General features: G+C 72.8%; 22 protein-coding genes and 3 pseudogenes. 12 read left to right on the forward strand and 13 right to left on the reverse strand.

Annotation, left to right across the window (positions count from 1 at the left end):
* Window positions 1–110: 110 nt before the first annotated feature.
* On the reverse strand, window positions 111–419 hold the full coding sequence (locus ABZ807_RS13405) for an integrase core domain-containing protein (protein WP_357156321.1): 309 nt from the start codon (window positions 417–419) through the stop codon (window positions 111–113).
* Between the two features lie 212 nt (window positions 420–631).
* On the opposite strand from ABZ807_RS13405, the gene ABZ807_RS13410 reads away from it, so the two are divergent.
* Window positions 632–1,261, forward strand: coding sequence for an RDD family protein (locus ABZ807_RS13410; protein WP_357156323.1), 630 nt, complete (start codon window positions 632–634; stop codon window positions 1,259–1,261).
* 87 nt (window positions 1,262–1,348) lie between these two features.
* Here the strand turns inward: ABZ807_RS13410 and ABZ807_RS13415 are convergent, their stop codons facing one another.
* Window positions 1,349–2,089 carry a class I SAM-dependent methyltransferase gene (locus tag ABZ807_RS13415; RefSeq protein WP_357156325.1) on the reverse strand — a complete coding sequence of 247 codons (741 nt, stop codon included), beginning with the start codon at window positions 2,087–2,089 and terminating at the stop codon, window positions 1,349–1,351.
* 255 nt (window positions 2,090–2,344) lie between these two features.
* Between ABZ807_RS13415 and ABZ807_RS13420 the strand changes: the two genes are divergently transcribed.
* Complete coding sequence (locus ABZ807_RS13420; protein WP_357156327.1) at window positions 2,345–2,923, forward strand: dienelactone hydrolase family protein; 579 nt, start codon at window positions 2,345–2,347, stop codon at window positions 2,921–2,923.
* A gap of 54 nt (window positions 2,924–2,977) precedes the next feature.
* Here ABZ807_RS13420 and ABZ807_RS13425 read toward each other — a convergent pair whose 3' ends face one another.
* Window positions 2,978–4,054 carry a sigma-70 family RNA polymerase sigma factor gene (locus ABZ807_RS13425; protein WP_357156329.1) on the reverse strand — a complete coding sequence of 359 codons (1,077 nt, stop codon included), beginning with the start codon at window positions 4,052–4,054 and terminating at the stop codon, window positions 2,978–2,980.
* Between the two features lie 71 nt (window positions 4,055–4,125).
* Between ABZ807_RS13425 and ABZ807_RS13430 the strand changes: the two genes are divergently transcribed.
* The 3 genes from ABZ807_RS13430 to ABZ807_RS13440 all read left to right on the forward strand — a co-directional run bounded on the left by ABZ807_RS13430 (window position 4,126) and on the right by ABZ807_RS13440 (window position 7,012).
* A complete protein-coding gene (locus tag ABZ807_RS13430) occupies window positions 4,126–4,959 on the forward strand; it encodes an alpha/beta hydrolase (protein WP_357156331.1) in 834 nt (277 codons plus the stop codon).
* A gap of 19 nt (window positions 4,960–4,978) precedes the next feature.
* Entirely contained in the window at window positions 4,979–5,734 is a 756-nt protein-coding gene (locus ABZ807_RS13435) for a nitroreductase/quinone reductase family protein (RefSeq protein WP_357156333.1), read from the forward strand.
* Window positions 5,735–5,860: 126 nt separating this feature from the next.
* A complete protein-coding gene (locus tag ABZ807_RS13440; RefSeq protein ID WP_357156336.1) occupies window positions 5,861–7,012 on the forward strand; it encodes a hypothetical protein in 1,152 nt (383 codons plus the stop codon).
* Window positions 7,013–7,019: 7 nt separating this feature from the next.
* Here ABZ807_RS13440 and ABZ807_RS13445 read toward each other — a convergent pair whose 3' ends face one another.
* From ABZ807_RS13445 to ABZ807_RS13460, 4 genes and pseudogenes are all read right to left on the reverse strand, one after another.
* Window positions 7,020–7,334, reverse strand: coding sequence for a hypothetical protein (locus ABZ807_RS13445; RefSeq protein WP_357156525.1), 315 nt, complete (start codon window positions 7,332–7,334; stop codon window positions 7,020–7,022).
* A 50-nt stretch (window positions 7,335–7,384) separates the two neighbouring features.
* Window positions 7,385–7,612, reverse strand: a pseudogene (locus ABZ807_RS13450) (hypothetical protein); the annotation flags it as partial.
* Window positions 7,613–7,702: 90 nt separating this feature from the next.
* Window positions 7,703–7,889: pseudogene (locus tag ABZ807_RS13455) on the reverse strand (DUF397 domain-containing protein).
* A 261-nt stretch (window positions 7,890–8,150) separates the two neighbouring features.
* Window positions 8,151–8,270: pseudogene (locus tag ABZ807_RS13460) on the reverse strand (XRE family transcriptional regulator); the annotation flags it as partial.
* Here ABZ807_RS13460 and ABZ807_RS13465 point away from each other — a divergent pair.
* Complete coding sequence (locus tag ABZ807_RS13465) at window positions 8,239–8,607, forward strand: hypothetical protein (protein WP_357156527.1); 369 nt, start codon at window positions 8,239–8,241, stop codon at window positions 8,605–8,607. The pseudogene ABZ807_RS13460 and the gene ABZ807_RS13465 sit on opposite strands and share 32 nt — an antisense overlap.
* Before the next feature lie 125 nt (window positions 8,608–8,732).
* Window positions 8,733–9,380, forward strand: a complete 648-nt coding sequence (locus ABZ807_RS13470; protein ID WP_357156337.1) for an HAD family phosphatase — start codon at window positions 8,733–8,735, stop codon at window positions 9,378–9,380.
* 56 nt (window positions 9,381–9,436) lie between these two features.
* Here ABZ807_RS13470 and ABZ807_RS13475 read toward each other — a convergent pair whose 3' ends face one another.
* The 5 genes from ABZ807_RS13475 to ABZ807_RS13495 form a co-directional block, all read right to left on the reverse strand.
* A complete protein-coding gene (locus ABZ807_RS13475) occupies window positions 9,437–11,986 on the reverse strand; it encodes an FtsX-like permease family protein (RefSeq protein WP_357156338.1) in 2,550 nt (849 codons plus the stop codon).
* Window positions 11,986–12,753: an ABC transporter ATP-binding protein gene (locus ABZ807_RS13480; protein ID WP_357156340.1), complete on the reverse strand. Its 768-nt coding sequence runs from the start codon at window positions 12,751–12,753 to the stop codon at window positions 11,986–11,988. Before ABZ807_RS13480 ends, ABZ807_RS13475 begins: the two co-directional genes overlap by 1 nt.
* Before the next feature lie 377 nt (window positions 12,754–13,130).
* A complete protein-coding gene (locus tag ABZ807_RS13485) occupies window positions 13,131–13,817 on the reverse strand; it encodes a response regulator transcription factor (protein ID WP_357156342.1) in 687 nt (228 codons plus the stop codon).
* A gap of 88 nt (window positions 13,818–13,905) precedes the next feature.
* The gene (locus tag ABZ807_RS13490) at window positions 13,906–15,096 is read right to left on the reverse strand and encodes a sensor histidine kinase (protein WP_357156343.1); all 1,191 of its coding nucleotides are present in this window, start codon (window positions 15,094–15,096) and stop codon (window positions 13,906–13,908) included.
* 170 nt (window positions 15,097–15,266) lie between these two features.
* Complete coding sequence (locus tag ABZ807_RS13495; protein WP_357156345.1) at window positions 15,267–16,181, reverse strand: PD-(D/E)XK nuclease family protein; 915 nt, start codon at window positions 16,179–16,181, stop codon at window positions 15,267–15,269.
* Between the two features lie 81 nt (window positions 16,182–16,262).
* Here ABZ807_RS13495 and ABZ807_RS13500 point away from each other — a divergent pair, with 81 nt between their 5' ends.
* From ABZ807_RS13500 to ABZ807_RS13510, 3 genes are all read left to right on the forward strand, one after another.
* Window positions 16,263–17,417, forward strand: a complete 1,155-nt coding sequence (locus ABZ807_RS13500) for a site-2 protease family protein (protein WP_357156347.1) — start codon at window positions 16,263–16,265, stop codon at window positions 17,415–17,417.
* A gap of 65 nt (window positions 17,418–17,482) precedes the next feature.
* On the forward strand, window positions 17,483–18,436 hold the full coding sequence (locus ABZ807_RS13505; RefSeq protein ID WP_357156513.1) for a tRNA (adenine-N1)-methyltransferase: 954 nt from the start codon (window positions 17,483–17,485) through the stop codon (window positions 18,434–18,436).
* A gap of 81 nt (window positions 18,437–18,517) precedes the next feature.
* Complete coding sequence (locus ABZ807_RS13510; protein ID WP_357156349.1) at window positions 18,518–19,090, forward strand: hypothetical protein; 573 nt, start codon at window positions 18,518–18,520, stop codon at window positions 19,088–19,090.
* 79 nt (window positions 19,091–19,169) lie between these two features.
* On the opposite strand, the gene ABZ807_RS13515 is transcribed toward ABZ807_RS13510, so the two are convergent.
* Window positions 19,170–19,466, reverse strand: coding sequence for a ferredoxin (locus ABZ807_RS13515; RefSeq protein WP_357156351.1), 297 nt, complete (start codon window positions 19,464–19,466; stop codon window positions 19,170–19,172).
* Window positions 19,467–19,642: 176 nt separating this feature from the next.
* Here ABZ807_RS13515 and arc point away from each other — a divergent pair, with 176 nt between their 5' ends.
* Both arc and ABZ807_RS13525 read left to right on the forward strand, forming a co-directional pair.
* On the forward strand, window positions 19,643–21,424 hold the full coding sequence (arc, locus tag ABZ807_RS13520; protein WP_357156353.1) for a proteasome ATPase: 1,782 nt from the start codon (window positions 19,643–19,645) through the stop codon (window positions 21,422–21,424).
* A 148-nt stretch (window positions 21,425–21,572) separates the two neighbouring features.
* Window positions 21,573–23,645, forward strand: coding sequence for a hypothetical protein (locus tag ABZ807_RS13525; protein ID WP_357156355.1), 2,073 nt, complete (start codon window positions 21,573–21,575; stop codon window positions 23,643–23,645).
* Window positions 23,646–23,678: the final 33 nt, after the last annotated feature.

Genomic DNA, 23,678 nt, shown 5'->3' on the forward strand with positions numbered 1-23,678 from the left:
CGTACTGCCACCGTGGACACGGTCATAGTCAAATGCCGATGCGGATGTGGCTTGCCCTGTACCGTGCCAAACTCCGTTTCAGGCTGTGAGCTGGCGATTCGCCTGGTGGATCAAGCGGCTCGGCGATATTCGTTGATGGCGCCGCCCAGGACACGGCGTCGCCGGATCGGCTTGTCGATCGCGACGACCGCGTCGGGGTCGTAGTCGGGTGGATGTCGCTTCAGGCTCTGGTGGGGCCGGTGCCGGACGAAGTGGTCCTCGTAGTCGCGCAGCACGGTGCGGGCGTGCTGTTCGTTGTAGATCAGGACCCGGTCGGTGCACTCGACCCGGACGCTGCGCACGAAGCGTTCCGCGTACGCGTTCGCCCGAGGCGTGTGTGGCGGGGTGTTCACCACGTCGATGCCTTCGGCGGCGAACACGGCGTCGAACGCCGGCGTGAACTTTCACCTTGGATGCGCCGGTGCCCCCATCCCGGGTTCTCCGCGGCCAGCCGCAGAACCAGGTCACGGATGTCATCGCTGATCGGTGCGGGCGCCGCCGTCGCCAGCCCAACCTCGCCGTGGTGTACTTGCCCATCCTGACCCGAGCACGGCTCATCTTCTCCGCTACGTACTGAACGATGAGACGGCGGGTGCACATCGGGATCCACCGGCTGGTGGGCCGCGATGACCAGCCGCACCGGCATGCGGTGCGGATCGATCGTGTTGCTGGTGAACGACCGGGAGAGAAGGACGTGGTGATGAAGCGTCGTCTGCTCGCCGCACTCCTGGACTACTGCGTCATGCTGAGCTGGCTGGCGGTCCTTGCGGCCCTGTTCGTCCCGTTGTATCTCGCCGGCTTCGCAGTCTGGGACGATCACCCGGACCTCGTCGCCTTCGTGGCGTCGGTAGTTCCTGTCTGGCTCTACCTGACCGCCACAGAGTCCAGCGCCGCAGGCGCCACCTGGGGCAAACGGCGGGCCGGTCTCCGGGTTCTCGGCCCTCAGGGAAAGCGCGCCCACCCGGCACGTATCGCAGCGCGCAACGCGGTGAAGCTCATGCCCTGGCAACTCGCGCACCTCGGTGTGGTGGCGCTGCTGTCCAGCCCCGGCGCCGCAACCATGGTGAGTCCGGCCAACGCCTGGCTGCCGATCAGCGCCACGTACGCCATGGTGGCGCTGACCGTCACGTTGATGTTCGTGCGGGATGACCATACCGCGTTGCACGATCTGATCGCCGGCACCCGAATACTCGCGACCGAGCCCGTCCCGCATACGATCTGACGATCGGGTGGGGAGGGAAGCGCCGCCGCAGCCGGTGGCACCGCACAGACGTCGGGACTTTCGACGGCCAGGAGGTGGCCGAGACGGTCAGTTGGCGGGCTTTTCCCAGACCGAGACGTGCTGGCGGCTCTCGCTGGTGAACGCCTCCCGACTCCACCCGTCCCAGCGGTCCCGCAGCCGCAGCCCGGCGAGCTGGGCCATCAGGTCGAGTTCCGCCGGCCACACGTACCGGAAGGGAATCGACCGGTACTCCCCGCGACCATCGACGATCCGTACATAGTTGGAGCTCGTCGCCTGGGTGGCGAAGTCGTAGACGTCGAACGCCCATCCGGTCGGGGAGACGTGGTAGGGCACCACGTTCTGGCCGGGCGGGAGCCGGCGCAGCTCGGGGACCAGCACCTCGATCACGAAGCGGCCGCCGGGTGCCAGGTGCGCGGCGACGTTACGGAAGCAGGCCACCTGGGCCTCCTGGCTGGTCAGGTTCATGATGGTGTTGAAGACCAGGTACGCCACGGAGAACGTCCCGTGCACCCGCGTGGTGGCGAAGTCGCCGATCGTCACGCCGATGGCGTCGCCGCCGGGCTTGGCGCGCAGCCGGTCGACCATCGCCCGGGACAGGTCGATGCCGTGTACCGGCACGCCGCGCGCGGCCAGCGGCAGCGCGACGCGTCCGGTCCCGACGCCCAGTTCGAGGGCCCGGCCGGAGCCAGCGAGTTCGGCCAGCACGTCCACCGTGGTCGCCACGACGGCGGGATCGAACATCTCCGTCGTCGGGTCGTCGTAGGCCGCCGCCACCGCTTCGCCGAAGTATCCGTCCGCGTCATCCATCGCCGGACCGTACCGCTGAGCCCCGCGCCGGCGCCCCTGATTATCGGTCGTCCCAGGGGCGCGCGATCCAGCTGTTCTCGTCCAGGTACGCCATGAGCCTCGGGAAGCGTCGCCGTACCTCCGCGGTGTCGCGCAGGTCCGCCGGATTTCCTTCCGCACGGCGGCAAGGTGACAGGGCCGTCTCGCGAGAATGTCGGGCGCTCGGGGCATCATCCTGTACGTCGAGCACGAGGAAACCCCTGGGAGGGATGTGGCATGGCTGAGGTGTTGTTGTTCCACCACGCGCACGGGCTGACATCGGGGGTCCGCGACTTCGCCGACCGGCTGGGGGAAGCCGGGCACACGGTGCACACCCCGGACCTGTACGACGGGAAGGTCTTCGACACCCTGGACGAGGGCCTCGACTACGCCCGGGAGGTCGGATTTGACGTGATCCTGGAACGCGGGCGGCTCACCGCCGAGGAGATGCCCGACGACCTCGTCTACGCTGGGTTCTCGCTCGGGGTCATGCCGGCGCAACTGCTGGCCCAGACCCGGCCGGGCGCGAAGGGCGCCCTGCTGTTCCACAGTTGCCTCCCGACGTCCGAGTTCGGCGGGGAGTGGCCGCCCGGTGTGCCGGTCCAGGTGCACGGGATGGACGCCGACGAGTTCTTCGTCGACGAAGGCGACCTCGACGCGGCCCGTGCCCTCGTCGCGGCGGCCCCGGACGCTGAACTGTTCCTGTACCCGGGTCCGCAGCACCTGTTCGCCGACAGCAGCCTGCCCTCCTACGACGAGCCGGCGGCCTCGCTGCTCACCGAACGGGTGCTGGGCTTCCTCGGCCGCCTCGGGTAGGTGCCCAGCGGCCGGCGTCACCGGCGGGACGGTGGCGAGTTCCCGCCGCCCCGGTCACCGGGGCTGCTGGTCGCTGCCGCCCGCGCTGACCGGTGGCAGCGAGTCGGGCAGCCCGAAGCCGGCGAAGTGCTCGGCCCCCAGGAACGACGTGATCTCGGCGATCCGCCCGTCCCGCAGCGTCAGCACGTTGATCGACCAGGCCAGGTACGGCCCGGCGTCCTCCGGGCGCAGGTACGACGCCACCGCCGGCTGTCCGTTCGCGCTGGTCGCCCGGTGCCGCCAGCTCCCGCATCGGGTCATCGGCAGCTCGCGGGCGAAGTCGGTGACCGCCGTCAGGCCCCGGTACCACTGCGGCAGCGGCGGCATCGACCAGGTGACGTCCTCGGTCAGCAGGGCGACCAGGGCGTCGGTGTCGCCGTCCTCCAGGGCGGTCGCGTAGCCGGTGACGATCTCCCGGAGCCGGGCGTCGTCGATGCGGCGCAAGGTCTGCCGCTGGCTGGCCGGGGGCACCCGGTCGGCCACGAGTCGCCGGGCGCGCGCCAGCGCGGAGTTCACCGACGTGACCGAGGTGTGCATCATGGTGGCGATCTCGGCGGCGGAGAAGCCCAGCACCTCGAAGAGCAGCAGCGCCGCCCGCTGGTTGCCGGGAAGGTGCTGGAGGGCGGCGACGAAGGCCAGCTCGACGGCCTCGCGCTGCTCGTAGCGTACGTCGGGGGCGGCCGGACCGTCGGCGAGCCCGGCGTCGGGGTACGGGCCCAGCCAGGCGACATGGCCCGCCGGGGCGCTGTCCAGGACCGCCCGGTCGCTGGCCGGGCCGAGGTCGACCGGAAGCGCCCGGCGGGCGCGGCCGGCCACGACGTCCAGGCAGGTGCGGGTGGCCACCGTGTACAGCCATGAGCGCACCGAGCTGCGCCCCTCGAAGCGCGGCAGCCCGCGCCACGCCCGCAGCAGCGCCTCCTGCAGGGCGTCGTCGGCGTCGTGGGCGGAGCCGAGCATCCGGTAGCAGTGCGCGTGCAGCTCCCGGCGCAACGGCGCCACCAGGTCGGCGAACGCGGCCTGGTCACCCTCGCGCGCCCGGTCCAGCCCGGCGTCGCGGGCGTCGTCGGCGACGCGCGGAGAAATCACCCTCACGAGCGACGATTCTGCCGTATGACGGAAGTCTCCACCCTGAACGCGCGCACGCCACGACCCGGGAGGACCCGATGAGCACCACATCCACCGCACCCGCCACCACCGCGAGCCTGGAGGTCCCCGACGGGCGACTGCACTACGAGGTCCGCGGACGGGGCCCGCTGGTGGCGCTGGTCGCCGCCCCGATGGACGCCGGGGCGTTCGCGCCGCTGGCCGACCTGCTGGCCGCCGACCACACCGTGCTCACCACCGACCCGCGCGGCATCAACCGCAGCCCGTTGCACGACCCGCACCAGGACTCGACCCCGCAGCTGCGCGCCGACGACGTCGCCCGGCTGATCGCCCACCTCGACGCCGGCCCGGCCGCCGTGCTCGGTTCCAGCGGTGGCGCGGTGACCGTCCTCGCCCTCGCCCAGGCCCACCCGGGGCGGGCGCACACGGTCATCGCCCATGAGCCGCCGCTGCTCGGGTTGTTGGATGACCGCGCGGAACTCCTGGCCCGGGAGGACGCCATGGTCGCCACGTATGTCGCCGGCGACCGGCTGGGCGCCGGGCGGCAGTTCCTCGCCACCGCGAACATCGAGTTGCCCGAGGAGGTCGTCCAGGCCATGTTCGGGGGCGACCCCGATCCGCAGGCCGCCGCCGACGAGCATTTCCAGTACGTGCACATGATCGGTGGCACCACTCGGTTCCAGCCGGACATCGCCGCCCTGCGCGAGGGCCCGACCCGGGTGGTGGTCGGCCTGGGGGAGGAGTCGACCGGCCAGGTCTGCGACCGGACGTCCCGGGCGCTGGCCGAGGCGCTCGGCACCGCGCCGACGATGTTCCCGGGCGGCCACATCGGCTTCGTGGAGGACCCGAAGCGGTTTGCCGCCCGCCTTCGGGAGGTCCTCGCGGACGGGTGACGGCGGCTACGGTCGGCGGGTGGAACGCACCGAGGTCGACCTGCACGCCCGTGGCAACGCCGCCGTGCTGCGCCTGCCCCCGCGCCGGTTCCCCGGCCTGCTCGGCCACTACATCGCCGTGCTCGACCGGGACGGGATCACGCTGCCGTTCCGGCGACCGTCATCGCCACCCGGTACGGCCGCCACCCCATCGCCGGGCCGCCGGCGTGTCGGGCCGGGACCAACGCCCCTGCACCCACCGGCCGGCGGCGTGCAGACTCGACGGTGGACCTGGGAGGTGACCGTGCGCCGTGTCGTGGAGCTGCTGTACGAGGTCAAGCGCCGGATGTACCCCGGCGACCGGCCCGGCCGGCTGGCCCGGGCGATGAACCGGATGGACGCCGCGCAGTTCGCCACCGGGGTGCTCGCCCCACGCCGCGCGGTCACCCTGGAGGTACGCGGCCGGAGCACCGGCCGGACCGTCACCGTGCCGGTGGTGGTGGCCGACGTCGACGGTGCCCGCTACCTGGTGTCCATGCTTGGCGAGAACGCCAACTGGGTACGCAACGTGCGGGCGGCCGGCGGGCGGGCGGTGCTGCGCCACGGCGGGCGGGAGCGCGTGCTACTACGGGAGGTCGACGTGGCGCGGCGGGCCCCGATCCTGCGCCGCTACCTCGACCTCGCCCCCGGCGCCCGACCGCACCTGCCAGTCGACCGGCGCGCCCCGCTCGCGGAGTTCGAGGCGGTCGCCGCCCGGCACCCGGTGTTCCGGGTGGAACCCGAGCCGCGACCCTGACCGGTCTCGATCAGGTCGACATCGTGCGTCGGATCACGCGACGCTGTTGACGGGCGGCGCTCGCCTCGGCTTCGCTGGCCGGGGCAGCGACGGCCCGGAACGGGGGGCACCGGGATGGAATCCACGGTGGAGGAACAGACGCCGCGACGGGCACTCGGACGCGGGTGGCTCGCGGTGCTGCTGGCCGGGGTGCTGGTCGGCGGGGCGGCCGGTGTGCTGGGCTGGCGGACGAGCACCGACGGCCCGCCGGCGGAGGCCACCACCCCTGCCGTCGCGCCACGGGACGTGCTGGCCGGCCTGCCGACCCGGCTGGGTCCGCCGCCCACCCTGGCGGATCTGCCGACGGACCGGGAGGTCGGCCCGGCGGCCTTTCTGTACGAGGTCGAGCTGCCGGGCGACTTCGACGAGGCGACCCGCACCTTCCGGCAGCGGGACATCCACCTGGTCACCCGCTCCGGCGGGCAGTTCCGGGCCGGACGCACCCCGGCCACTCTCGGCCCGGTGCACCAGTCGCTGTCCCCGGACGGCCGGTGGCTGGCTGTCCGGCGGGACGGCCGGTGGTGGATCCGGGACCTGGCCGGCACGACGGAGCGGGCGGTGCCGACCGGGTACGAGCTGTGGCGCTGGTCCACCGACTCGGGTTCGGTCGTGCTCGCCGAGCTGTCCCGGTCGAGCCGCGCCTTCGCGGTGCTCTCGACGGGCAACGGGGCGTTGCGCCGGCTCGACGTGGCGGGCACCCCGCTGACCGACGCGGTCACCCTCGTCGACGGCCGACACCTCGTCCTGGTCGACCTGGAGCCGTCCGCCCCGGACGCCACGGCGCCACCGCGGCTGGCCGTCACGGTGCGGGACCTCGACACCAGCGCCACCCGGGACGTGCCGGTGCTGCGGCCCGGACAGCTCCGTCCCGGCGAGTCCTTCAACGCGATCGTGCCGCTGCTGCACGGCGGCGGGACGCCGGCCCGGATCTGGGTGCAGGTGGGCCGGTCGGACCTGGAGCCATCCGACCAGCCGGAGGGGGCGCCAGCGTGGCCGGCGAGCGCATTGGTCGGCGTGGACGTCCGCACCGGCGAGTCGGCGGGACGGGTGGACCTGGCCCCGGCGGAGAAGGGCTCCGCGGAGCTGTTCGAGGGGATCGTCGGCGCGGACGTTGTCCTGACGCGCCGGACGCCGGGGCGTACCGAGCTGGTCGCCGTCGAGCCGGGCGGCGGGAACCGTCGGGTGCTGACCACGCTGCCGGACGTCACGAGGGTGCTGGTGCCCGGCGGGCAGTGGTGAGACCAGCTCAGTCGGCGCCGGCCAGGCGGGCGGCGCGGGCGTACAGGTAACGCTGCTGCGGCAGGTTCATCGACCGCCGCGCCGCCTCCTCGTACGCCGCCCGCGCCGCGTCGACGTCGCCGGTGCGTTCCAGCAGGTGCGCGCGGGCGGCGGGCAGCCGTGGGTCACCGGCGATCCGCGGGTCGGCCGCCAGCGCGGCGAGCAGGTCGAGCCCGGCGGGCGCGCCCCGGGCCATGGACACCGCCACGGCGTGGTTGAGCGCCACCACCGGGTTGTCGGACAGGTCCATGAGCACCGCGTAGAGCGCCTCGATCTGCGGCACTCCACGATCGTGAATCCGGCCAGCACCTCCTGCGTCTTCGGGTAGGGGCCGTCGGTGACCACGGGTGCACCCTGGCGCAACCGGACCCGCCGGGCGTGCACCGGAGCGGTCAGCCCCCGGCCGTCGACAAGCTCGCCCGACTCCGCGATCTCCTTGTGCACCGCCTCCATGTGGGCGTGCATCGCCGCGACCTGCTCCGGCGACATCGGCGGCGGGTTGTCGCCGGGTCGGCCCGCCATCGCGGCGTAGTCCCGCTGCGAGCCGTACAGCATGATCATGTACTTCACGCGTCACTCCTCTCGGCCGACCCTCGGATGGGCCTTCTCCGGGGACGTCGGAGCCGCCGGGCCGAGCCGGACACCGATGGGTCAGGACCGCACGGCGATCTGAGCGACGAACGCGCGCCAAGCCGCGTGGTTGAAGGCCAGGGGTCCCGCCCTCGCGGTCCTTCGTGTCGCGGACCAGGATGACGCCGGGAAGGTTGTCGGCGACCTCCATGCACGCTCCGCCGTTGGAACTGCTGCGGGTGCTGGTACGCCACTGCGCGCCGGTCAGGTCATCCATGCTCATGCTTCTAGAGGGCATCCCGTTCAGGTACGTGATGGTGTGTCTGTTTCGGGTTGATGGTCGCGGCAGGATGGCGCCCGTTTACGACTGGAACGTTGGCAGCTGAGCTAGTCGACACGCCGGGGCGACTACAGCTGAGCCGCCAACGATCACGGGCTGGATGGGAAGCGATTGCGGCACGGGCGGCGCCGCGGGCGACCAGCAGGGCACCAACCAGCGTGTATGAGACCAGACCTGAATGAGATGCCCTCACAGAAGATCGATGGTCTGGTCTCGCGGTAGCGCTACCGACCTGACGGTATCCCGGACCGTCCACAACGGAGCAACGTCGTTTGTGATGCGACCGGCGAACTGGCTGTCGGCCCAGCCGGCGATCCACGTTGCCCGCAAGGTTGCCGGCGCGTACGCCACCCTGAAGGCCAACATCCGTGCTGGCAATCTCGGCAAGCACGGGTCGAAGCGGCGCGCCAGGGTCGAGTCGAAGCCGATCAGGTTCCGGGCGGACGCGGCTCAGCCGTTTGACGATCGCTGCCTGTCGTGGCAGTTCGCCGACCGTACGGTGTCGATCTGGGCCGTCGGCGGCCGGTTGAACCGAGTCCGGTTCGGCTGCTCGGAGCAGCAGTACGCGACCCTGGTGGTGCACCGGCAGGGTGAGTCTGACCTGGTCTGCCGTGACGGCAAGTGGGACGCCTGCGACCTCGGCTGATCGGCATCGGCCAGGTCACCTTCGGCAGGGAGGGCGGCGGGCGGCCCGGGTCGGGCTGAGAGGATCGCTCCGACACCACCCCAAGCCGGAGGAGGCCCCCGCTGAGCAGCCCACACCCCGCCGCCGTGCTCTTCGACATGGACGGCACCCTGGTCGACAGCGAGAAGCTCTGGGACGTCGCGCTGCGTGAGCTGGCGGCCGAGTACGGCGGCACGCTCTCCGACGCGGCGCGGCATGCCGTGATCGGCACGAGCATGGCCGAGTCGATGCGGATCGTGCACGACGACCTCGGCCAGCCGGAGCGGGACCCGCAGGTCAGCATCGACTGGATCAACGCCCGGATCCTGGAGCTGTTCCGCACCGGGCTGCGCTGGCGTCCCGGGGCGCTGGCCCTGCTCCGGGCGGTACGCGCCGCCGGCATCCCCACCGCGCTGGTCACCTCCAGCGGGCGTCCGCTGGTCGAGGTGGCCCTGGACACCCTCGGGCGGGACAGCTTCGACGCGGTGGTCTGCGGCGACGAGGTCGACTCGGCGAAGCCGCACCCCGAGCCGTACCTCACCGCGGCCCGGCTACTGGACGTGCCGATCGGCCGGTGCGTGGCGATCGAGGACTCGCCGACCGGAGTGGCCAGCGCGCTCGCCGCCGGTGCGGCGGTGCTGGCCGTGCCGGCGGAGGTGCCGATCGCGCCGATCGACGGCGTACACCAGCTGGAGAGCCTGACGGCGGCGGACCTGGAGCTGCTGGCCGCGCTGCTCGGCGAGCCGCTGGCCTGACCACGCGCGAGGGGCCCCGCCGACCGGCGGGGCCCCTCGTCGTGGAGTGCGTCGGGTCAGTCGTGGGCGATGGCGCCCAGCACGTTGATCCGCGCGGCCCGCACCGCGGGCAGCACCGCGGCGATCACCCCGATGATCGCGGCCAGCCCGAGGAAGACCCCCATCTGGCCCCAGGGCAGGACCAGGTCGGTGATGCCCTCGTCCTTGAGCGCCCGGACCACCGCCGCGCCGAGGCCGGTGCCGACCACCACGCCGAGCAGCGCGCCGAAGATCGAGATCACCACCGCCTCGACCGTGATCATCCGCATGGTCTGCGCCCGGCGCAGCCCGATCGCCCGCAGCAGGCCCAGCTCCCGGGTCCGCTCCAGCACCGACAGGGCGAGGGTGTTGATGATGCCGAGGACCGCGATCACGATGGCCAGCGCCAGCAGGATCTGGATCATCTGCAGCGGGGTGTCCAGCATGCTGGTCTGCTGCTTGATGAAGGCGGCCCGGTCGGCCACCGACACCTCGGGGCTGTCCGCGAGCAGCGTCTCGACCTGCGGCTGCACGTCGGCGACCTGGGTGCCGGGGGCGAGCTGCAGGAAGCCCTGGATCGGCTGCGGGATGGCGAAGTCCCGCGCCGCCTGCGGCGGCAGCACCACCGGGTTGGTCAGCTGCGAGCTCTCGTAGATCCCGCTGACCGTGTACGTGCGGGCCTCGCCCCGGGACAGCTGCACCGTGACCGGGGAGCCGACCGAGAGGTTGCGCGACTTCGCGGTGTCGGAGCTGAACAGCATCTGGTCCGGCCCCAGCCGGCTGATGTCACCGGCGGTGGCCTTCGCCCCGAAGATCCGCTCCAGCGCGGCGACGTTGCTTGACGCCGCCACCCAGGTGCGCTCGCCGTTGACCACCGCCATGTCGCCGTACTCGCCGTCGACCATCTGCACCCCCGGGATGGCCGCCGCCTTGTCCAGCACCGCCGGGTCGAAGCTCGGCGGGCGCGGGCCGCTCTGCGCCCCGGAGATCACCAGCTCGGCCTTGATCTGGTCCTCGGCCAGCGCGCTGATGCTGCCCTTGGCCGAGTCGAGGATCACCGTCACGCCGGTGACCAGTGCGATGCCGACCATCAGCGCGGCCGCGGTGATCGCGGTGCGGCGCGGGTTGCGGCCGGAGTTGAGCCGGCCCAGCTTGCCCGGCACCGACCAGGCGAACAGCGCCCCGAGCAGGGACACCACCGGCCGGCTGATCAGCGGGGTCAGCAGCGCCACCCCGATGAAGGCGAACAGCACCCCGCCGAGGATGGTGGTCAGGGTGTTGTCGCCGGCGTTGCCGCTGAGCCCCAGGAAGAGCAGGCCGGCGCCGATCGCGGTGACGATCCCGCCGGCCACCGTCACCTTGGTCAGCGGGCGGTCCGGGGTGGCCACGTCCTGCATCGCCGCGATCGGCGGGATCCGCGAGGCCCGCAGCGCCGGCAGCAGCGCCGCCACCACGGTGATCACCAGACCCACCGAGAACGCGCCGATCACCGCCGCCGCCGGCACACCGATCCCGGCCAGGGCGAGCCCGCCGGCCACCTTGCCGAACAGGTACGCCAGCAGCGCGCCGACCCCGATGCCGGCGCCCAGGCCCAGCACGGAGGCGATCAGGCCCACCGCCACGGCCTCCAGCACCACCGAGCCGATGATCTGACGACCGCTGGCCCCGATGGCCCGCATCAGGGCCAGCTCCCGGGTGCGCTGGGCGACGATGATCGAGAAGGTGTTGAGGATGAGGAAGGTGCCGACCAGCAGCGCCACCGCGGCGAAGCCGAGCAGGATCTTGTTGAAGAAGGACAGCCCCTCCTTCAGGCCGGCCGAGGCGTCGGCGGAGAGCTGCTCGCCGGTCTTGACCTCGAAGTCGCCGCCGAGAACGCCGGCGATGTCGTCGCGCAGGGCGGCCTCGCCGACCCCGTCGGCGGCCTTCACGCTGATGTTGGTGAACACGTCCGGCTCGCCGAGCATCAGGCGCTGCGCCACCGGGGTGGTGAAGGCGACCTCGTTGGCGCCACCCAGGGAGTCCCGGTCACCGCTGTAACCGAAGACGCCCACCAGGGTGAACTCCTTCTTCGGCTCCAGGGTCAGCACGCCCACCCGGTCGCCGACCTTCACCTTCGCCGCCTTCGCCAGCGCTCCGTTGACGACGATCTCGTCGTCGGCGCGCGGCTCGCGGCCCTCACGCAGCTTGACCAGGTCGTCCTCGCCCACCCAGTTCTGGCCGAGCTGCGGCGGCCCGAACGAGGTGACCACCTTGCCGTTGCTGCCGATCAGGCGCGCGCCGTCGGCGGCAACGATCCCGGTGGCCTCGGCCACCCCGCCGACCGTACGCACCTTCTCCAGTGTCGCGGCCGGGAGCGACCCGGGCACCTGCTCGCCCTCGGTCTCGCTGAGGGCGATCTTCGGCTTGGCGGAGACGTTGACGTCGACACCCTCGTACGCGTCGGCGAAGACCGCGTCGAACGAGCGGCCGAGCGTGTCGGTGAGCACGAACGCGCCGGAGACGAACATGACGCCCAGCACCACGGCCAGGCCGGAGAGGATGAGGCGCACCTTGCGCGCCAGCAGGCTCTTCCACGTCGCGCGGAACATCAGTTCGCCACCTCGGCCGGCGTGTCGAGCTTCTTCATGGTGTCCAGCACGGTGTCGGCGGTCGGCTCGATCAGCTCCGAGACGATCTGCCCGTCGGCGAGGAAGATGACCCGGTCGGCGTACGCGGCGGCGGTCGGGTCGTGGGTGACCATCACGATGGTCTGGCCGTGCTCGCGGACCGAGTTGCGCAGGAAGTTCAGCACCTCCGCGCCGGAGCGGGAGTCCAGGTTGCCCGTCGGCTCGTCGGCGAAGATCACCTCGGGTCGGGCGACCAGCGCCCGGGCGCACGCCACCCGCTGCTGCTGACCACCCGACAGCTGCGCCGGGCGGTGCCCCAGCCGGTCCCGCAGGCCCACCGTGTCGATCACCGTGTCGTACCAGGCCGGGTCGGGCTTGCGGCCGGCGATCGACAGCGGCAGCAGGATGTTCTCCTGGGCGGTCAGCGTCGGCAGCAGGTTGAACTGCTGGAAGATGAAACCGACCTTGTCCCGCCGCAGTTTCGTCAGGCCGGCGTCGCCGAGCCCCGTCACCGTGGTGTCGCCGATGTGCACGGTGCCCCGGGTGACCGAGTCCAGCCCCGCCAGGCAGTGCATCAGCGTCGACTTGCCCGAACCCGACGGGCCCATGATCGCCGTGAACCGGCCGCGCTCGAACTCGGCGCTCACCCCCCGTAGTGCGGCGACCTGCGCCTCACCGCTGCCGTACACCTTCCACACGTCGCTGGCCCTGGCCGCGGCCTGCGCCTGGTGGCCTACCGTCGCGGTCACGTCATCTACCTCTTCCGTCTGCATCACTTGTGTCCCCGCCGCCCCCGCTGGTCGGTGGGGCTGCTCCCATCCTCTGTGCCGTGCCCGCCGGATCCGTCCGCCCAGGGGCGGACCCGGAGCGGATTTCCCGCTGCGGGTCCGCCCGGAGCCTGGCTCAGGGTTGCCCCTGAGTCGGAGCCTGGCTCAGGGTTGCCCCTGAGCCGGCGGCCGGTCGAGCGTGTTTCCACCCGCCGGGACGGCGCCGGAACCGACGCCAGGACCTGACATCACGTCATGGTCAACCGCGCCGCGCCGTCTTTTGTGACGGTAGGTGACGACGGCAACCGCGCCGTCGCCCCTCCGGCGACCCCTCGCGTACGCTCCGCGACGTAGCCGCCTCACGCCTTCGGGCGCACTAGGCCCGACTCGTACGCCAGCACCACCGCCTGCACCCGGTCGCGCAGCCCCAGCTTGGTCAGCACGTGCCCGACGTGGGTCTTGATGGTGGTCTCGCTGACCGACAGCGCCACGGCGATCTCGGCGTTGGACAGCCCCCGCGCCACCTGCACCAGCACCTCCCGCTCCCGTTCGGTGAGCGAGTTGAGCGCCTTCGGTGGGGTGGCCGCCGGGTCCGGCAGCACGGTGGCGAAGCGGTCCAGCAGCCGCTTGAGGATCCGTGGCGCGACCACCGCCTCCCCGGCGGCGACCGTCCGGATCGCGGTGACCAGATCCTCCGCCGGCACGTCCTTGGCCAGGAAGCCACTCGCCCCGGCGCGCAACGCCCCCACCACGTACTCGTCCAGGTCGAAGGTGGTCAGGATGAGCACCCGCACCGGCAGCCGGGCGTCGACGATGGCCCGGGTGGCCGCCACGCCGTCCATCCGGGGCATCCGGATGTCCATCAGCACCACGTCCGGCAGCAGCCGCCGGGACAGCTCCACCGCCTCCTGGCCGTCCCCCGCCTCGGCCACGATGTCCAGGTCCTCCTCGGTGCCCAGCACCATCCGGAAGCCGGTACGCAGCAGCGGCTGGTCGTCGGCGAGCAGGATCCGTACCGGCCGCGCCGTCGCCGCGCCGTCGCTCATGAGGTCTCCCTGTCGTGCTGGTCGGGCCGTCGGGCCCGGTGGCCCTCGCGATGGTTGGTGCGCTGGCGCCGCCCGGGATGTTTTCGGGTCACGCCGGGACCCCGACCGGCTCCACCGGGATCCTGGCCGACACCCGGAAGCCGCCGCCCGGTCGGGGACCGGTCCGCAGAGTCCCACCGTAGAGGCCGACCCGCTCCCGCATGCCGACCAGGCCGTGCCCGATCCGGTCGGGTCCCGGGCCCGGCCCGCGCCCGGTGTCGGTGATCTCCACCGTCAGGCATCCGTCGGAGAGGGTGAGCCGCACCTGCGCGGTGGCCTCCCCGGCGTGCTTGAGCGCGTTGGTCAACGCCTCCTGCACGATCCGGTAGATCGTCAGCGACACGCCCTCCTCCACCGGCCCGTGCGTGCCCTCCAGGTGCAGGGTCACCGGCAGACCCGCCTCCCGCACCTGCTCGACCAGCGCTTCGATCCCGGCCAGACCGGGCTGCGGGGCCAGCTCCGCCGCCGGCTCCGCGTCGGTGCGCAGCACGTCCAGCAGGCGGCGCATCTCGCGCAGCGTGACCCGGCTGGTGTCCTCGATGGTGGCGATCGCCTCGTCCGCGGCGTCCGGGTCGCGGCGCAGCACCCGGCGCGCACCGGTGGCCAGCACCCCCATCACGCTCACGTGGTGGGCGACCACGTCGTGCAGCTCCCGGGCGATCCGGTGCCGCTCGTCGGCGACCGCCTGCTCGGCCAGCGAACGCTGGTTCTGCTCGGCGACCCGGGCCCGCTCCCGCAGCACCCGCACCGACGTGCGGCGCGCCTGCACCGCCCGCCCCACCGCGTACGACAGCAGGGCGGTGAGCAGGTTGTTGAGCAGCAGGTAGCCGGGGCCCACCTCCAGCACTCCCTCGGGCGGGGCGACCAGGTTGGCCACCGCCACCGGCACCCAGAGCAGCACCGCGGCGAGCACCGCCTGCCGCGCCGGACGGTGCGCGGCCATCGTGTACGTCAGGACCATGAACGTCAGGCCCTGCGTGCCGGGGGCGTGCCCGAGCAGGGTCGGCAGCGCCAGGGTGGCCACCGCGAGGCCCACCGCCGCCCACGGGACGACCCGGCGCAGCGCCACCGGGGCGGCCGCGAACAGGCTCCAGGCCAGCGCGGCCGGCAGCCGTCCGGGCCAGAACTCCGGCGGGGTGAGCAGGAGGAAGGCGACCTCCAGCAGCACCAGGGCGACGGCGAAGAGCGCGTCACCGGCGAGCGGTCGGCGCTGCCACCATCGCGCGGCTCGGTCGGTCATACCGCGACGCTAGCCGCCGCCCGACGCGTGAGCTCGTCGCTGATGGTGAACCGGCCCTCCTCCTCAGGGAGGAGACGGCCTCGGCCGCTTGGGCGGCCGGCCAGCGGATGCCCTGGTGGCAGCCCCCGCCGCCGCGCTGAGCCGGCCGGGCGCGTGGCGCCGCCGGCGACTCACTCGTCGGCGCCGGGGGCGGCCGGGCGGGAGCGGGCGTCGCGCAGCGGGTCGGCGGCCGCCGACCGGTCCGGGAACGGCGGCGGGGTGCCGCCGAAGGTCGGGCAGTGCGCCTGGTGGCTGCACCAGTCGCAGAGCCGGCTCGGCCGGGGGCGGAAGTCCTGCCGCTCGGTGGCCTGCTCGATCGCCTGCCAGAGCGCCACCACCGTGCGCTCGAAGCGCAGCAGCTCCTCGGCGTCGGGGGAGTAGTCGCAGACCTCGGCGTCCTTGAGGTAGAGCAGGCGCAGCACCCGCGGCACCACCCCCCGGGTACGCCACAGCACCAGCGCGTAGAACTTCAGCTGGAACAGCGCGCGGGCCTCGAACGCCTCCCGGGGCGCGCCGCCGGTCTTGTAGTCGACCACCCGCAGCGCGCCGTCGGGCGCGACGTCGAGGCGGTCGAGGTAGCCCCGGATGAGCAGCTGCTCGTCGACCACGGCCGAGATCAGGCTCTCCCGCTCGGCCGGCTCCAGCCGGCGCGGGTCCTCCACCGCGAAGTAGCCCTCCAGCAGCGCCGCCGCCGCGCGCAGGAACTCGGCGGTGCCCGCCTCGTCGCCGGGGTCGAACAGGCCGGCCAGCTCGGGCTGCTCGGTGACCAGCCGGTCCCACTGCGGGGCGACCAGGCCACCGGCGGCGTCCGGGGTGCGCCCGCCGGCCGGCAGGTCGAACAGCCGCTCCAGCACCGCGTGCACCAGGGTGCCCCGGGCCTGCTCCACCGTCGGGCGCTCGGGCAGCCGGTCGATGCTGCGGAACCGGTAGAGCAGCGGGCAGGTCTTGAAATCCGCCGCCCGCGACGGCGACAACGACGCCCGGATCGTGGTCGGCAGCGCCGCCGCGGGAGTGGCCTGCTGGTCGATCACCGGTTCCGCCGTCATGCCCGGAAGGTTAGGGCACCGGTGTGACAGGGCTGTGATCGCCGCACCGGAGCATGATCGGCACCGCGTAGCATCGGGCCGGTGAACTCCCGTACCCGAGCGCCCCGCCGGCCCGGCCGGCGTCCCGGCCTGACCGTGGGCCGGGTGTTCGGGGTGCCGCTGCACGTCAACGTCTCGATGCTGCTGCTGACCTTGCTGATCACCGTGACGTACGCCGAGTTCGCCCGCGACCAGCTCGGCCTCGGCCCGCTGGGCGGCTACCTGATCGGCCTCGGCTTCGTCGTCTCGCTGCTCGGCTCCGTGCTGCTGCACGAGCTCGGCCACGCGCTGACCGCCCGCCGGTACGGCATCGGTGTGCGCGGGATCACCCTGGAACTGCTCGGCGGCTACACCGAGATGGACTCCGACGCCCCCACCCCCCGGGTCGACCTGCTGGTCTCGCTGGCCGGGCCGGCGGTCTCCGCCGTGCTCGGCGCGCTCGCCGTCGGCCTCACCCTGGCCCTGCCCGAGCACACCCTGGCCCACCAGCTCGCCCTGCAGCTGGCGCTGAGCAACGTCATCGTCGCGCTGTTCAACATCCTGCCCGGGCTGCCGCTGGACGGCGGCCGGGCGCTGCGCGCCGCGGTCTGGGCGTTCACCCGCGACCGGCACCGGGCCACCGAGGTCGCCGGCTGGGTGGGGCGCGCCGTCGCGGTCGGCACGGCGGTGCTGGTGGTGCTGCTCACCGTCGGGCGGCTGCTGGTGCCGCTGGCCCTGCCGCTGATGCTGCTGGTCGTCGTCACCCTGTGGCGCGGCGCCGGTCAGTCGATCCGGTACGCCCGGATCAGCCGCCGCGTCCCGCTGATCGACCTGGCCCGGCTGGCCCGGCCCGTCTTCGGTGTGCCCACCGGCACCCCGCTGGCCGAGGCGCAGCGCCGGCACGCCGCGCAGGCGCCGGCCGGGGCGGCGGTGATCGTGGTCGACGGCGCCGGCCGGCCGGTCGCCCTGGTGGACCCGGCCGCGGTGGACGCCGTACCCCCGGAACGCCGGCCCTGGTTGGCGGTGGACGCGGTGGCCCGGCCGCTGGACCGGCTGCCCGTGCTGCCGGCCGGGCTCGCCGGCGACCGGGTGATGGAGACGGTGCAGAACCACCCGGCCGCACAGTACGTGGTGACGGCAGGCGAAGATGTCGTCGGCGTTCTGCACATCGGGGATCTCGCCCAGGTCCTCGAACCCACACGGAAGATGAACAAGTGACCGCAGCACATCCCTCCGCCCTCCCGGCTGACCCCGGCACACCGGCGCCCGTCGCCGTCCCGGATCTGCCCCCCGTGCACCGCGGGCCGTTCCGGCCCGGCGACCGGGTGCAGCTGACCGACCCGAAGGGGCGGATGCACACGGTCGTCCTGGAGCCCGGGAAGGCGTTCCACACGCACCGCGGGATCCTGGAGCACGACGCGCTGATCGGGCAGCCCGACGGCAGCGTGGTGACCACCTCCGGCGGCGGCACCGCGTTCCTCGCGCTGCGCCCGCTGCTGTCGGACTACGTGCTGTCCATGCCCCGTGGCGCGCAGGTGATCTACCCGAAGGACTCGGCGCAGATCGTCGCGATGGGCGACATCTTCCCCGGCGCCAAGGTGCTGGAGGCGGGCGCGGGCTCCGGGGCGCTGACCTGCTCCCTGCTGCGCGCCGTCGGCACCGGCGGCGAGCTGCACTCGTACGAGATGCGCGACGACTTCGCCCAGATCGCCCGGCGCAACGTCGAGGCCTTCTTCGGCGCCCCGCACCCTGCCTGGACGCTGCACGTCGGCGACGTCGCCGACTGCCCCGAGACCGGCTTCGACCGGATCATCCTGGACATGCTCACCCCGTGGGAGACCCTCGACATGGTCGAGCGGGCGCTGCTGCCCGGCGGAGTGTTCATCGGCTACGTCGCCACCACCCCGCAGCTGTCCGAGCTGGTGGAGGCGCTGCGCGAGCGCGGCGGCTGGACCGAGCCACGGGCCTGGGAGTCGCTGGTGCGCGACTGGCACGCCGAGGGCCTGGCCGTCCGCCCGGACCACCGGATGATCGCGCACACCGCATTCCTGGTCTCCGCGCGTAAGCTCGCCCCGGGCGTCACCGCCCCGCCGCGGCGTCGCAAGCCCAGCAAGGGCGCCGAGGCGTACGCCGAGCGTCGGCAGGCGCTGCGGGAGGCCGAGGCCGCCCGCCAGGCGGCGGCCGCCCGGGCCGCCGGGATGGAACCCGCCGCCTCGGGCGGGGCGGACGCGTCGTGACGGCGGGGCGGGACGGCTGGGAGTGAGCGGGCGGATTCCGCCGGCCGGTGCGGGTCGGCGGCGCGACCTGGGGGAGATGGCATGAGTCGGCCGGGCTTCGGCGGTGGAGATCTGCCGGCGGTGTTCCCGGACTGGTCGCCCTACCAGGACCTCGAATCGGCGGCGCGGGCCTACCTGCGTGACCCGGACATCGCCCTGGAGGCGCTCGGTGGGGTGCTGCGCGGGGCGTCGGTGCTCGGCTTCACCCTGGAACGCTTCGTCAACGAGGTCAACGGGGTCTGGCAGGAGGTCGTCGTCTGCGACGGCAGCCGCCTGGTGCTCTGGCACGGCGAGGACGTGCCGCCGGGGGAGGGGCCGCCCGGGTCGATGACCTCGTCGCTGCGGGTGGTGCCGGTCTCCACCGTCACCGAGGTCGGCTGCCGGCGGCGGCTGACCCGCGCCGACAACGGCGAGGTCCGGGTCGACAGCATCGACGTCTACCTGCTGCTGACCTCGCTGGACGAGGCGCCGCCGGGCGACGAGATCGCCGGGGCGCCCCGGCACGACGCGCTGCGCTTCGGCAAGACGCTCGACGACGGCGGGGCCGGCCAGATCGCCCGGCTGGAGGAGTTCGCCCGGCTCGTCGCCTCCGTGGTGGGCCGCCCGGTGCTCTGAGGGCCCACCCGGCGTGCAAGGGCCGCGGACGACCTCGTCGTCCGCGGCCCTTGCACGTCTGGCGGCCCCGCCGGGCGGGTCAGTCCTCCTCGGCCTCCGGGCCGGCCACCTCGACGCCGTCGCTGCCGCGCACCACGTGGATGCACTCGCCCGGGCATTCCTTCGCCGAGTCGATCACCTCCAGGCGCAGGTGCTCCGGCACGTCGACCCGGCTGCCCGGGGCCATTCGCAGCTCGCCGTCGGGGCCCTTGACGTACGCCAGGCCGTCGACGTCGAACTCGAAGACCTCCGGCGCGTACTGCACGCAGAGCCCGTCGCCGGTGCAGAGATCCTGGTCCACCCAGACCTGAAGCTGGTCCGTCACGACCTCCGCCACGATGCACCCCCCATGTTCTCCCGTCCCACGCCCCGACGGTACCCGAACGCCCGTATCCACCCCGGAGGCGACCCTTGGCGATCAAGGTTCGGTGACGAGGGCGTTGCGTAGGATCGAATCGGCCGCATAGCGGCTAGTGTTAGGGCAGAACGTTCAAGCCCCCGGGGAGGTGGGACGTGGCACGCAGCGACGACGCGGACTCGCGCGCCGCACGGTGGGAGAAGGAAGCCCACGATCTCTCCACGCAGGTCGCGTTCCTGCAAGAGGAACTCGCTCTGGTGCGGCGCAAGTTGACCGAGAGCCCCCGACACGCCCGGCAGCTCGAAGAGCGGCTGGCGGCCACCCAGGCACAGTTGGCGCGGCTGACCGAGAACAACGACCGGCTCGTGAGCACCCTCAAGGAGGCTCGCGCGCAGATCGTGACCCTCAAGGAGGAGATCGACCGCCTCGCCCAGCCACCGAGTGGCTACGGCGTCTTCCTCGCGCGGCACGACGACGACACGGTGGACATCTTCACCGGCGGGCGCAAGCTCCGGGTCGCCGTCTCACCGTCGCTGGACGCCACGGAGCTGCGGCGCGGCCAGGAGGTCCTGCTCAACGACGCGCTCAACATCGTCGACGCGTTCGGCTACGAGCGGGTCGGCGAGGTGGTGATGCTCAAGGAGATCCTCACCGGTCCCGACGGCAGCCCCGGCGACCGGGCGCTGGTGGTCTCGCACTCCGACGAGGAGCGCATCGTGCACCTCGCGGAGACCCTGATCGGTTCGCCGATCCGGGCCGGTGACTCGCTCATGATCGAGCCCCGCTCGGCGTACGCGTACGAGCGGATCCCGAAGAGCGAGGTCGAGGAGCTGGTCCTGGAGGAGGTGCCCGACGTCGACTACGGCGACATCGGTGGCCTCCAGTCGCAGATCGAGCAGATCCGCGACGCGGTGGAACTGCCCTTCCTGCACGCCGACCTGTTCCGCGAGCACCAGCTCCGGCCGCCGAAGGGCATCCTGCTCTACGGGCCGCCCGGCTGCGGCAAGACGCTGATCGCCAAGGCGGTGGCCAACTCGCTGGCCAAGAAGATCGCCGAGCGAGAGGGCAAGGAGAGGCACACCAGCTTCTTCCTCAACATCAAGGGCCCCGAGCTGCTCAACAAGTACGTCGGCGAGACCGAGCGGCACATCCGGCTGGTCTTCCAGCGGGCCCGGGAGAAGGCCGGCGAGGGCACCCCCGTCATCGTCTTCTTCGACGAGATGGACTCCGTCTTCCGCACCCGCGGCTCCGGCGTCTCCTCCGACGTGGAGAACACCATCGTCCCGCAGCTGCTCAGCGAGATCGACGGGGTGGAGGGGCTGGAGAACGTCATCGTGATCGGCGCCTCCAACCGCGAGGACATGATCGACCCGGCCATCCTGCGCCCCGGCCGGCTCGACGTGAAGATCAAGATCGAGCGTCCGGACGCCGAGGCGGCCAAGGACATCTTCTCCAAGTACATCCTCTCCGGGCTGCCCCTGCACCCGGACGACCTGACCGAGCACGGCGGCGACCCTCAGGCCACCGTGGCGGCGATGATCGACGCGGTCGTGCTGCGGATGTACTCCGAGACCGAGGAGAACCGCTTCCTCGAGGTGACCTACGCCAACGGCGACAAGGAAGTCCTCTACTTCAAGGACTTCAACTCCGGCGCGATGATCCAGAACATCGTCGACCGCGGCAAGAAGATGGCCATCAAGGAGTTCCTCACCTCCGGGCGCAAGGGCCTGCGACTGCAGCACCTGCTCGACGCCTGCGTCGACGAGTTCCGCGAGAACGAGGATCTGCCCAACACCACCAACCCGGACGACTGGGCCCGCATCTCCGGCAAGAAGGGCGAACGGATCGTCTACATCCGCACGCTCGTCTCCGGCGGCAAGGGCGCCGAGGCTGGCCGGTCCATCGAGACCGCCAGCAACACCGGCCAGTACCTCTGACCGCACGACGAGGAAGGCCCGCGGCGCACGCCGCGGGCCTTCTCGCACGTCACGACACGTTCACCTGGGCGATGCGTCCCCAGCGGGTGGAATGCCGGACTCGTCGGTAGACTTCCTCCACCCCCCGTCGATCCGTCCGAGGAGCTTCGTGTCGTCCGAGCTCACCGTCGTCGACCCGCCGGCCACCACGGCGGCCGAGGACGCGCACCCGCCCGCCCCGACCCGACGCCCCTGGCCACGAGCGCTGGTGGTGCTGGCGGCGCTCGTGGCGGCCTGGGGCGTACCCCTCGCCGCGCACGCCCTGCACCGCGACTGGCTGCTGCCCCCGCTGGTGCTGCTCGCCGCCGCGAGCGTCCTGCGCGGTGGCCGTACCCTGCTCGACCGGCTCGTGCTCGCGCTCGCCCTGCTGCTGGGCGCGGCCACCGCCGGCGGGCTGCTCTTCGCGGTCTGGCCCTGGGGGATGCGCCCGGTGCCGCTGACCGGCCTCGCGCTCACCGTGGTCGTCCTGGCCGCCGCCGCGCTGCGCCGACGCCCCCGCCTGCCGCGCCCCGGCTGGGTCGACCTGTTCCCCGTCGCCGGCACCGCCGCAATGCTCGGCTACCTCTCCGCGCCCTGGCAGCGCGCCGCCGACCTCGCCGACCAGCTGACCATCATCGCCCGCGGCGAGGACAACTGGCGGCACCTCGCGCTCTTCGACGTCGTCGGCCGCCTCGGCGGCTACGCCTTCGTCGACCCCGCCGCCGCCAAGGACCAGATCCTCTCCCAGATGCTCTACTACCCGCAGGGCTGGCACCTGGTGACCGCCATGCTCGACGGCTTCCTCACCCCCGTCGGCACCGCGCCCCGCGGCCCGGCCGCCGTCGACCACTACGTCGGCTGGATCATGGCCGGCTTCGGGTTGTTCGTGCTGACCCTGCTCTGGGCCGCGCACCGCATCTCCGGCCCCATCCACCCGCTGCACCGCACGGTGCTCACCGTCGTCGTCGGCGCGCTCATCCTCGGCACCCAACTGCCCCGCCTGCTCGTCTCCGGCTACGCGACCGAAGTCCTCGGGCTCGCCCTCACCGTGCTCCTCGCCGCGCTGGTCGGCCGTCCACTCGCCGGCACCCGCGAACAGGTCGTCCTGCTCGCCGCGCTGCTCGTCGCGATCGGCTTCACCTACTACCTGTTCCTCCCGCCCGCCGCCGTCCTGGTGCTCTGCTGGGTGCTCGGGCACTGGCGGGAGGCCCTGCGTCGCTGGGCCACTGTCGGCGTCGTCGGCCTCGCCACCGCCCCCCTCGCCCTGGTCGCCCCCCTGCTCGGCGTGCTCCGGGCCAAGCAGACCGAGGCGTTGGACGTCAACGGCGGAATCGAGGCCCGCACCGAAGCCTGGCGCGCCCTCATCTGGCTGGGCGGCATCGTCGGGGTGGCCCTGCTCGTCCAGGTCCGCCGCGCCGACCCCACCTGGCGGCGCTGGCTGCTCGTCTCGGCGGTCGGCGTCGCCCTACCGCTGGGCATCGCGCAGTACAACACCACCTCCGGCGTCGAGCCCGGCTACTACTTCATCAAGTCCACCCACCTGGCCACCGTGCTGCTCGTCGTCGGCGCCGCCGCCGTGGTCCGGCTGCTGCCCGTACCCCGCCCCGCCTGGTCGCTGCGCGGCGTCGGCTCCACCGTCGCCGGCGTCCTCACCGGGGTCGTCGTCATGGTCGTGGCCGTGGCGCTCTGCGGCGTCACCGGATGGCACCCCAGCCTGCTCATCGCCAACGAGAAGACCTGGACGCAGCGCTGGGTGCACCAGGACCTGCACCTGCCGTCCAAAGAGGCCTGGGTCTGCGCCACCGCCCAGCAGCGCTACCCCGACCTGCCCGACACCACCACCATCGTCGTCGACCGCGGCCCCTACCGGGGCTACGTCGAGACCCTCTGCTTCGATGCCCTGCACGGCACCACGGCGCGCACCGAGGCCGGCGTCTACAACCTGGACTTCCTCGAACCCGACCGGACCGACCAGATCGTCCGGCGGGTCTCCGGGCCGATCCGCTTCATCGCCGCCGACCCCCGCGCCGAGCGCCGGATCCAGCGGCTGATCAGGAAGGACCCGTCGCTGCGCCACCGGGTCAGCTGGGTCCCCCTCACCGTCCCCGAGTGCGACGTGCTCCCCGCCGAGCCGCCCCCCGTGCCGGGTGCCCCGCCCGCGACACCACCTCCCGCTGTGCCGGCGTGCCCCCCTGCGCCCTGAGGCGGACTACGCTCGACGTGACGGGGGACCGGG

Origin of the sequence: Micromonospora sp. NPDC047548, assembly GCF_040642975.1 — a bacterium.
In the GTDB taxonomy this organism is placed as follows: domain Bacteria; phylum Actinomycetota; class Actinomycetes; order Mycobacteriales; family Micromonosporaceae; genus Micromonospora.

Excerpts from the sequence above, each read along its gene's own strand:
- ABZ807_RS13420 (WP_357156327.1), top strand. The coding sequence starts at position 2,345 with ATGGCTGAGGTGTTGTTGTTCCACCACGCGCACGGGCTGACATCGGGG.
- ABZ807_RS13475 (WP_357156338.1), bottom strand. The coding sequence starts at position 11,986 with ATGTTCCGCGCGACGTGGAAGAGCCTGCTGGCGCGCAAGGTGCGCCTC.
- ABZ807_RS13490 (WP_357156343.1), bottom strand. The coding sequence starts at position 15,096 with ATGACCGACCGAGCCGCGCGATGGTGGCAGCGCCGACCGCTCGCCGGT.
- ABZ807_RS13465 (WP_357156527.1), top strand. The coding sequence starts at position 8,239 with ATGCGACCGGCGAACTGGCTGTCGGCCCAGCCGGCGATCCACGTTGCC.
- ABZ807_RS13495 (WP_357156345.1), bottom strand. The coding sequence starts at position 16,181 with ATGACGGCGGAACCGGTGATCGACCAGCAGGCCACTCCCGCGGCGGCG.
- ABZ807_RS13510 (WP_357156349.1), top strand. The coding sequence starts at position 18,518 with ATGAGTCGGCCGGGCTTCGGCGGTGGAGATCTGCCGGCGGTGTTCCCG.
- ABZ807_RS13430 (WP_357156331.1), top strand. The coding sequence starts at position 4,126 with ATGAGCACCACATCCACCGCACCCGCCACCACCGCGAGCCTGGAGGTC.
- ABZ807_RS13415 (WP_357156325.1), bottom strand. The coding sequence starts at position 2,089 with ATGGATGACGCGGACGGATACTTCGGCGAAGCGGTGGCGGCGGCCTAC.
- ABZ807_RS13485 (WP_357156342.1), bottom strand. The coding sequence starts at position 13,817 with ATGAGCGACGGCGCGGCGACGGCGCGGCCGGTACGGATCCTGCTCGCC.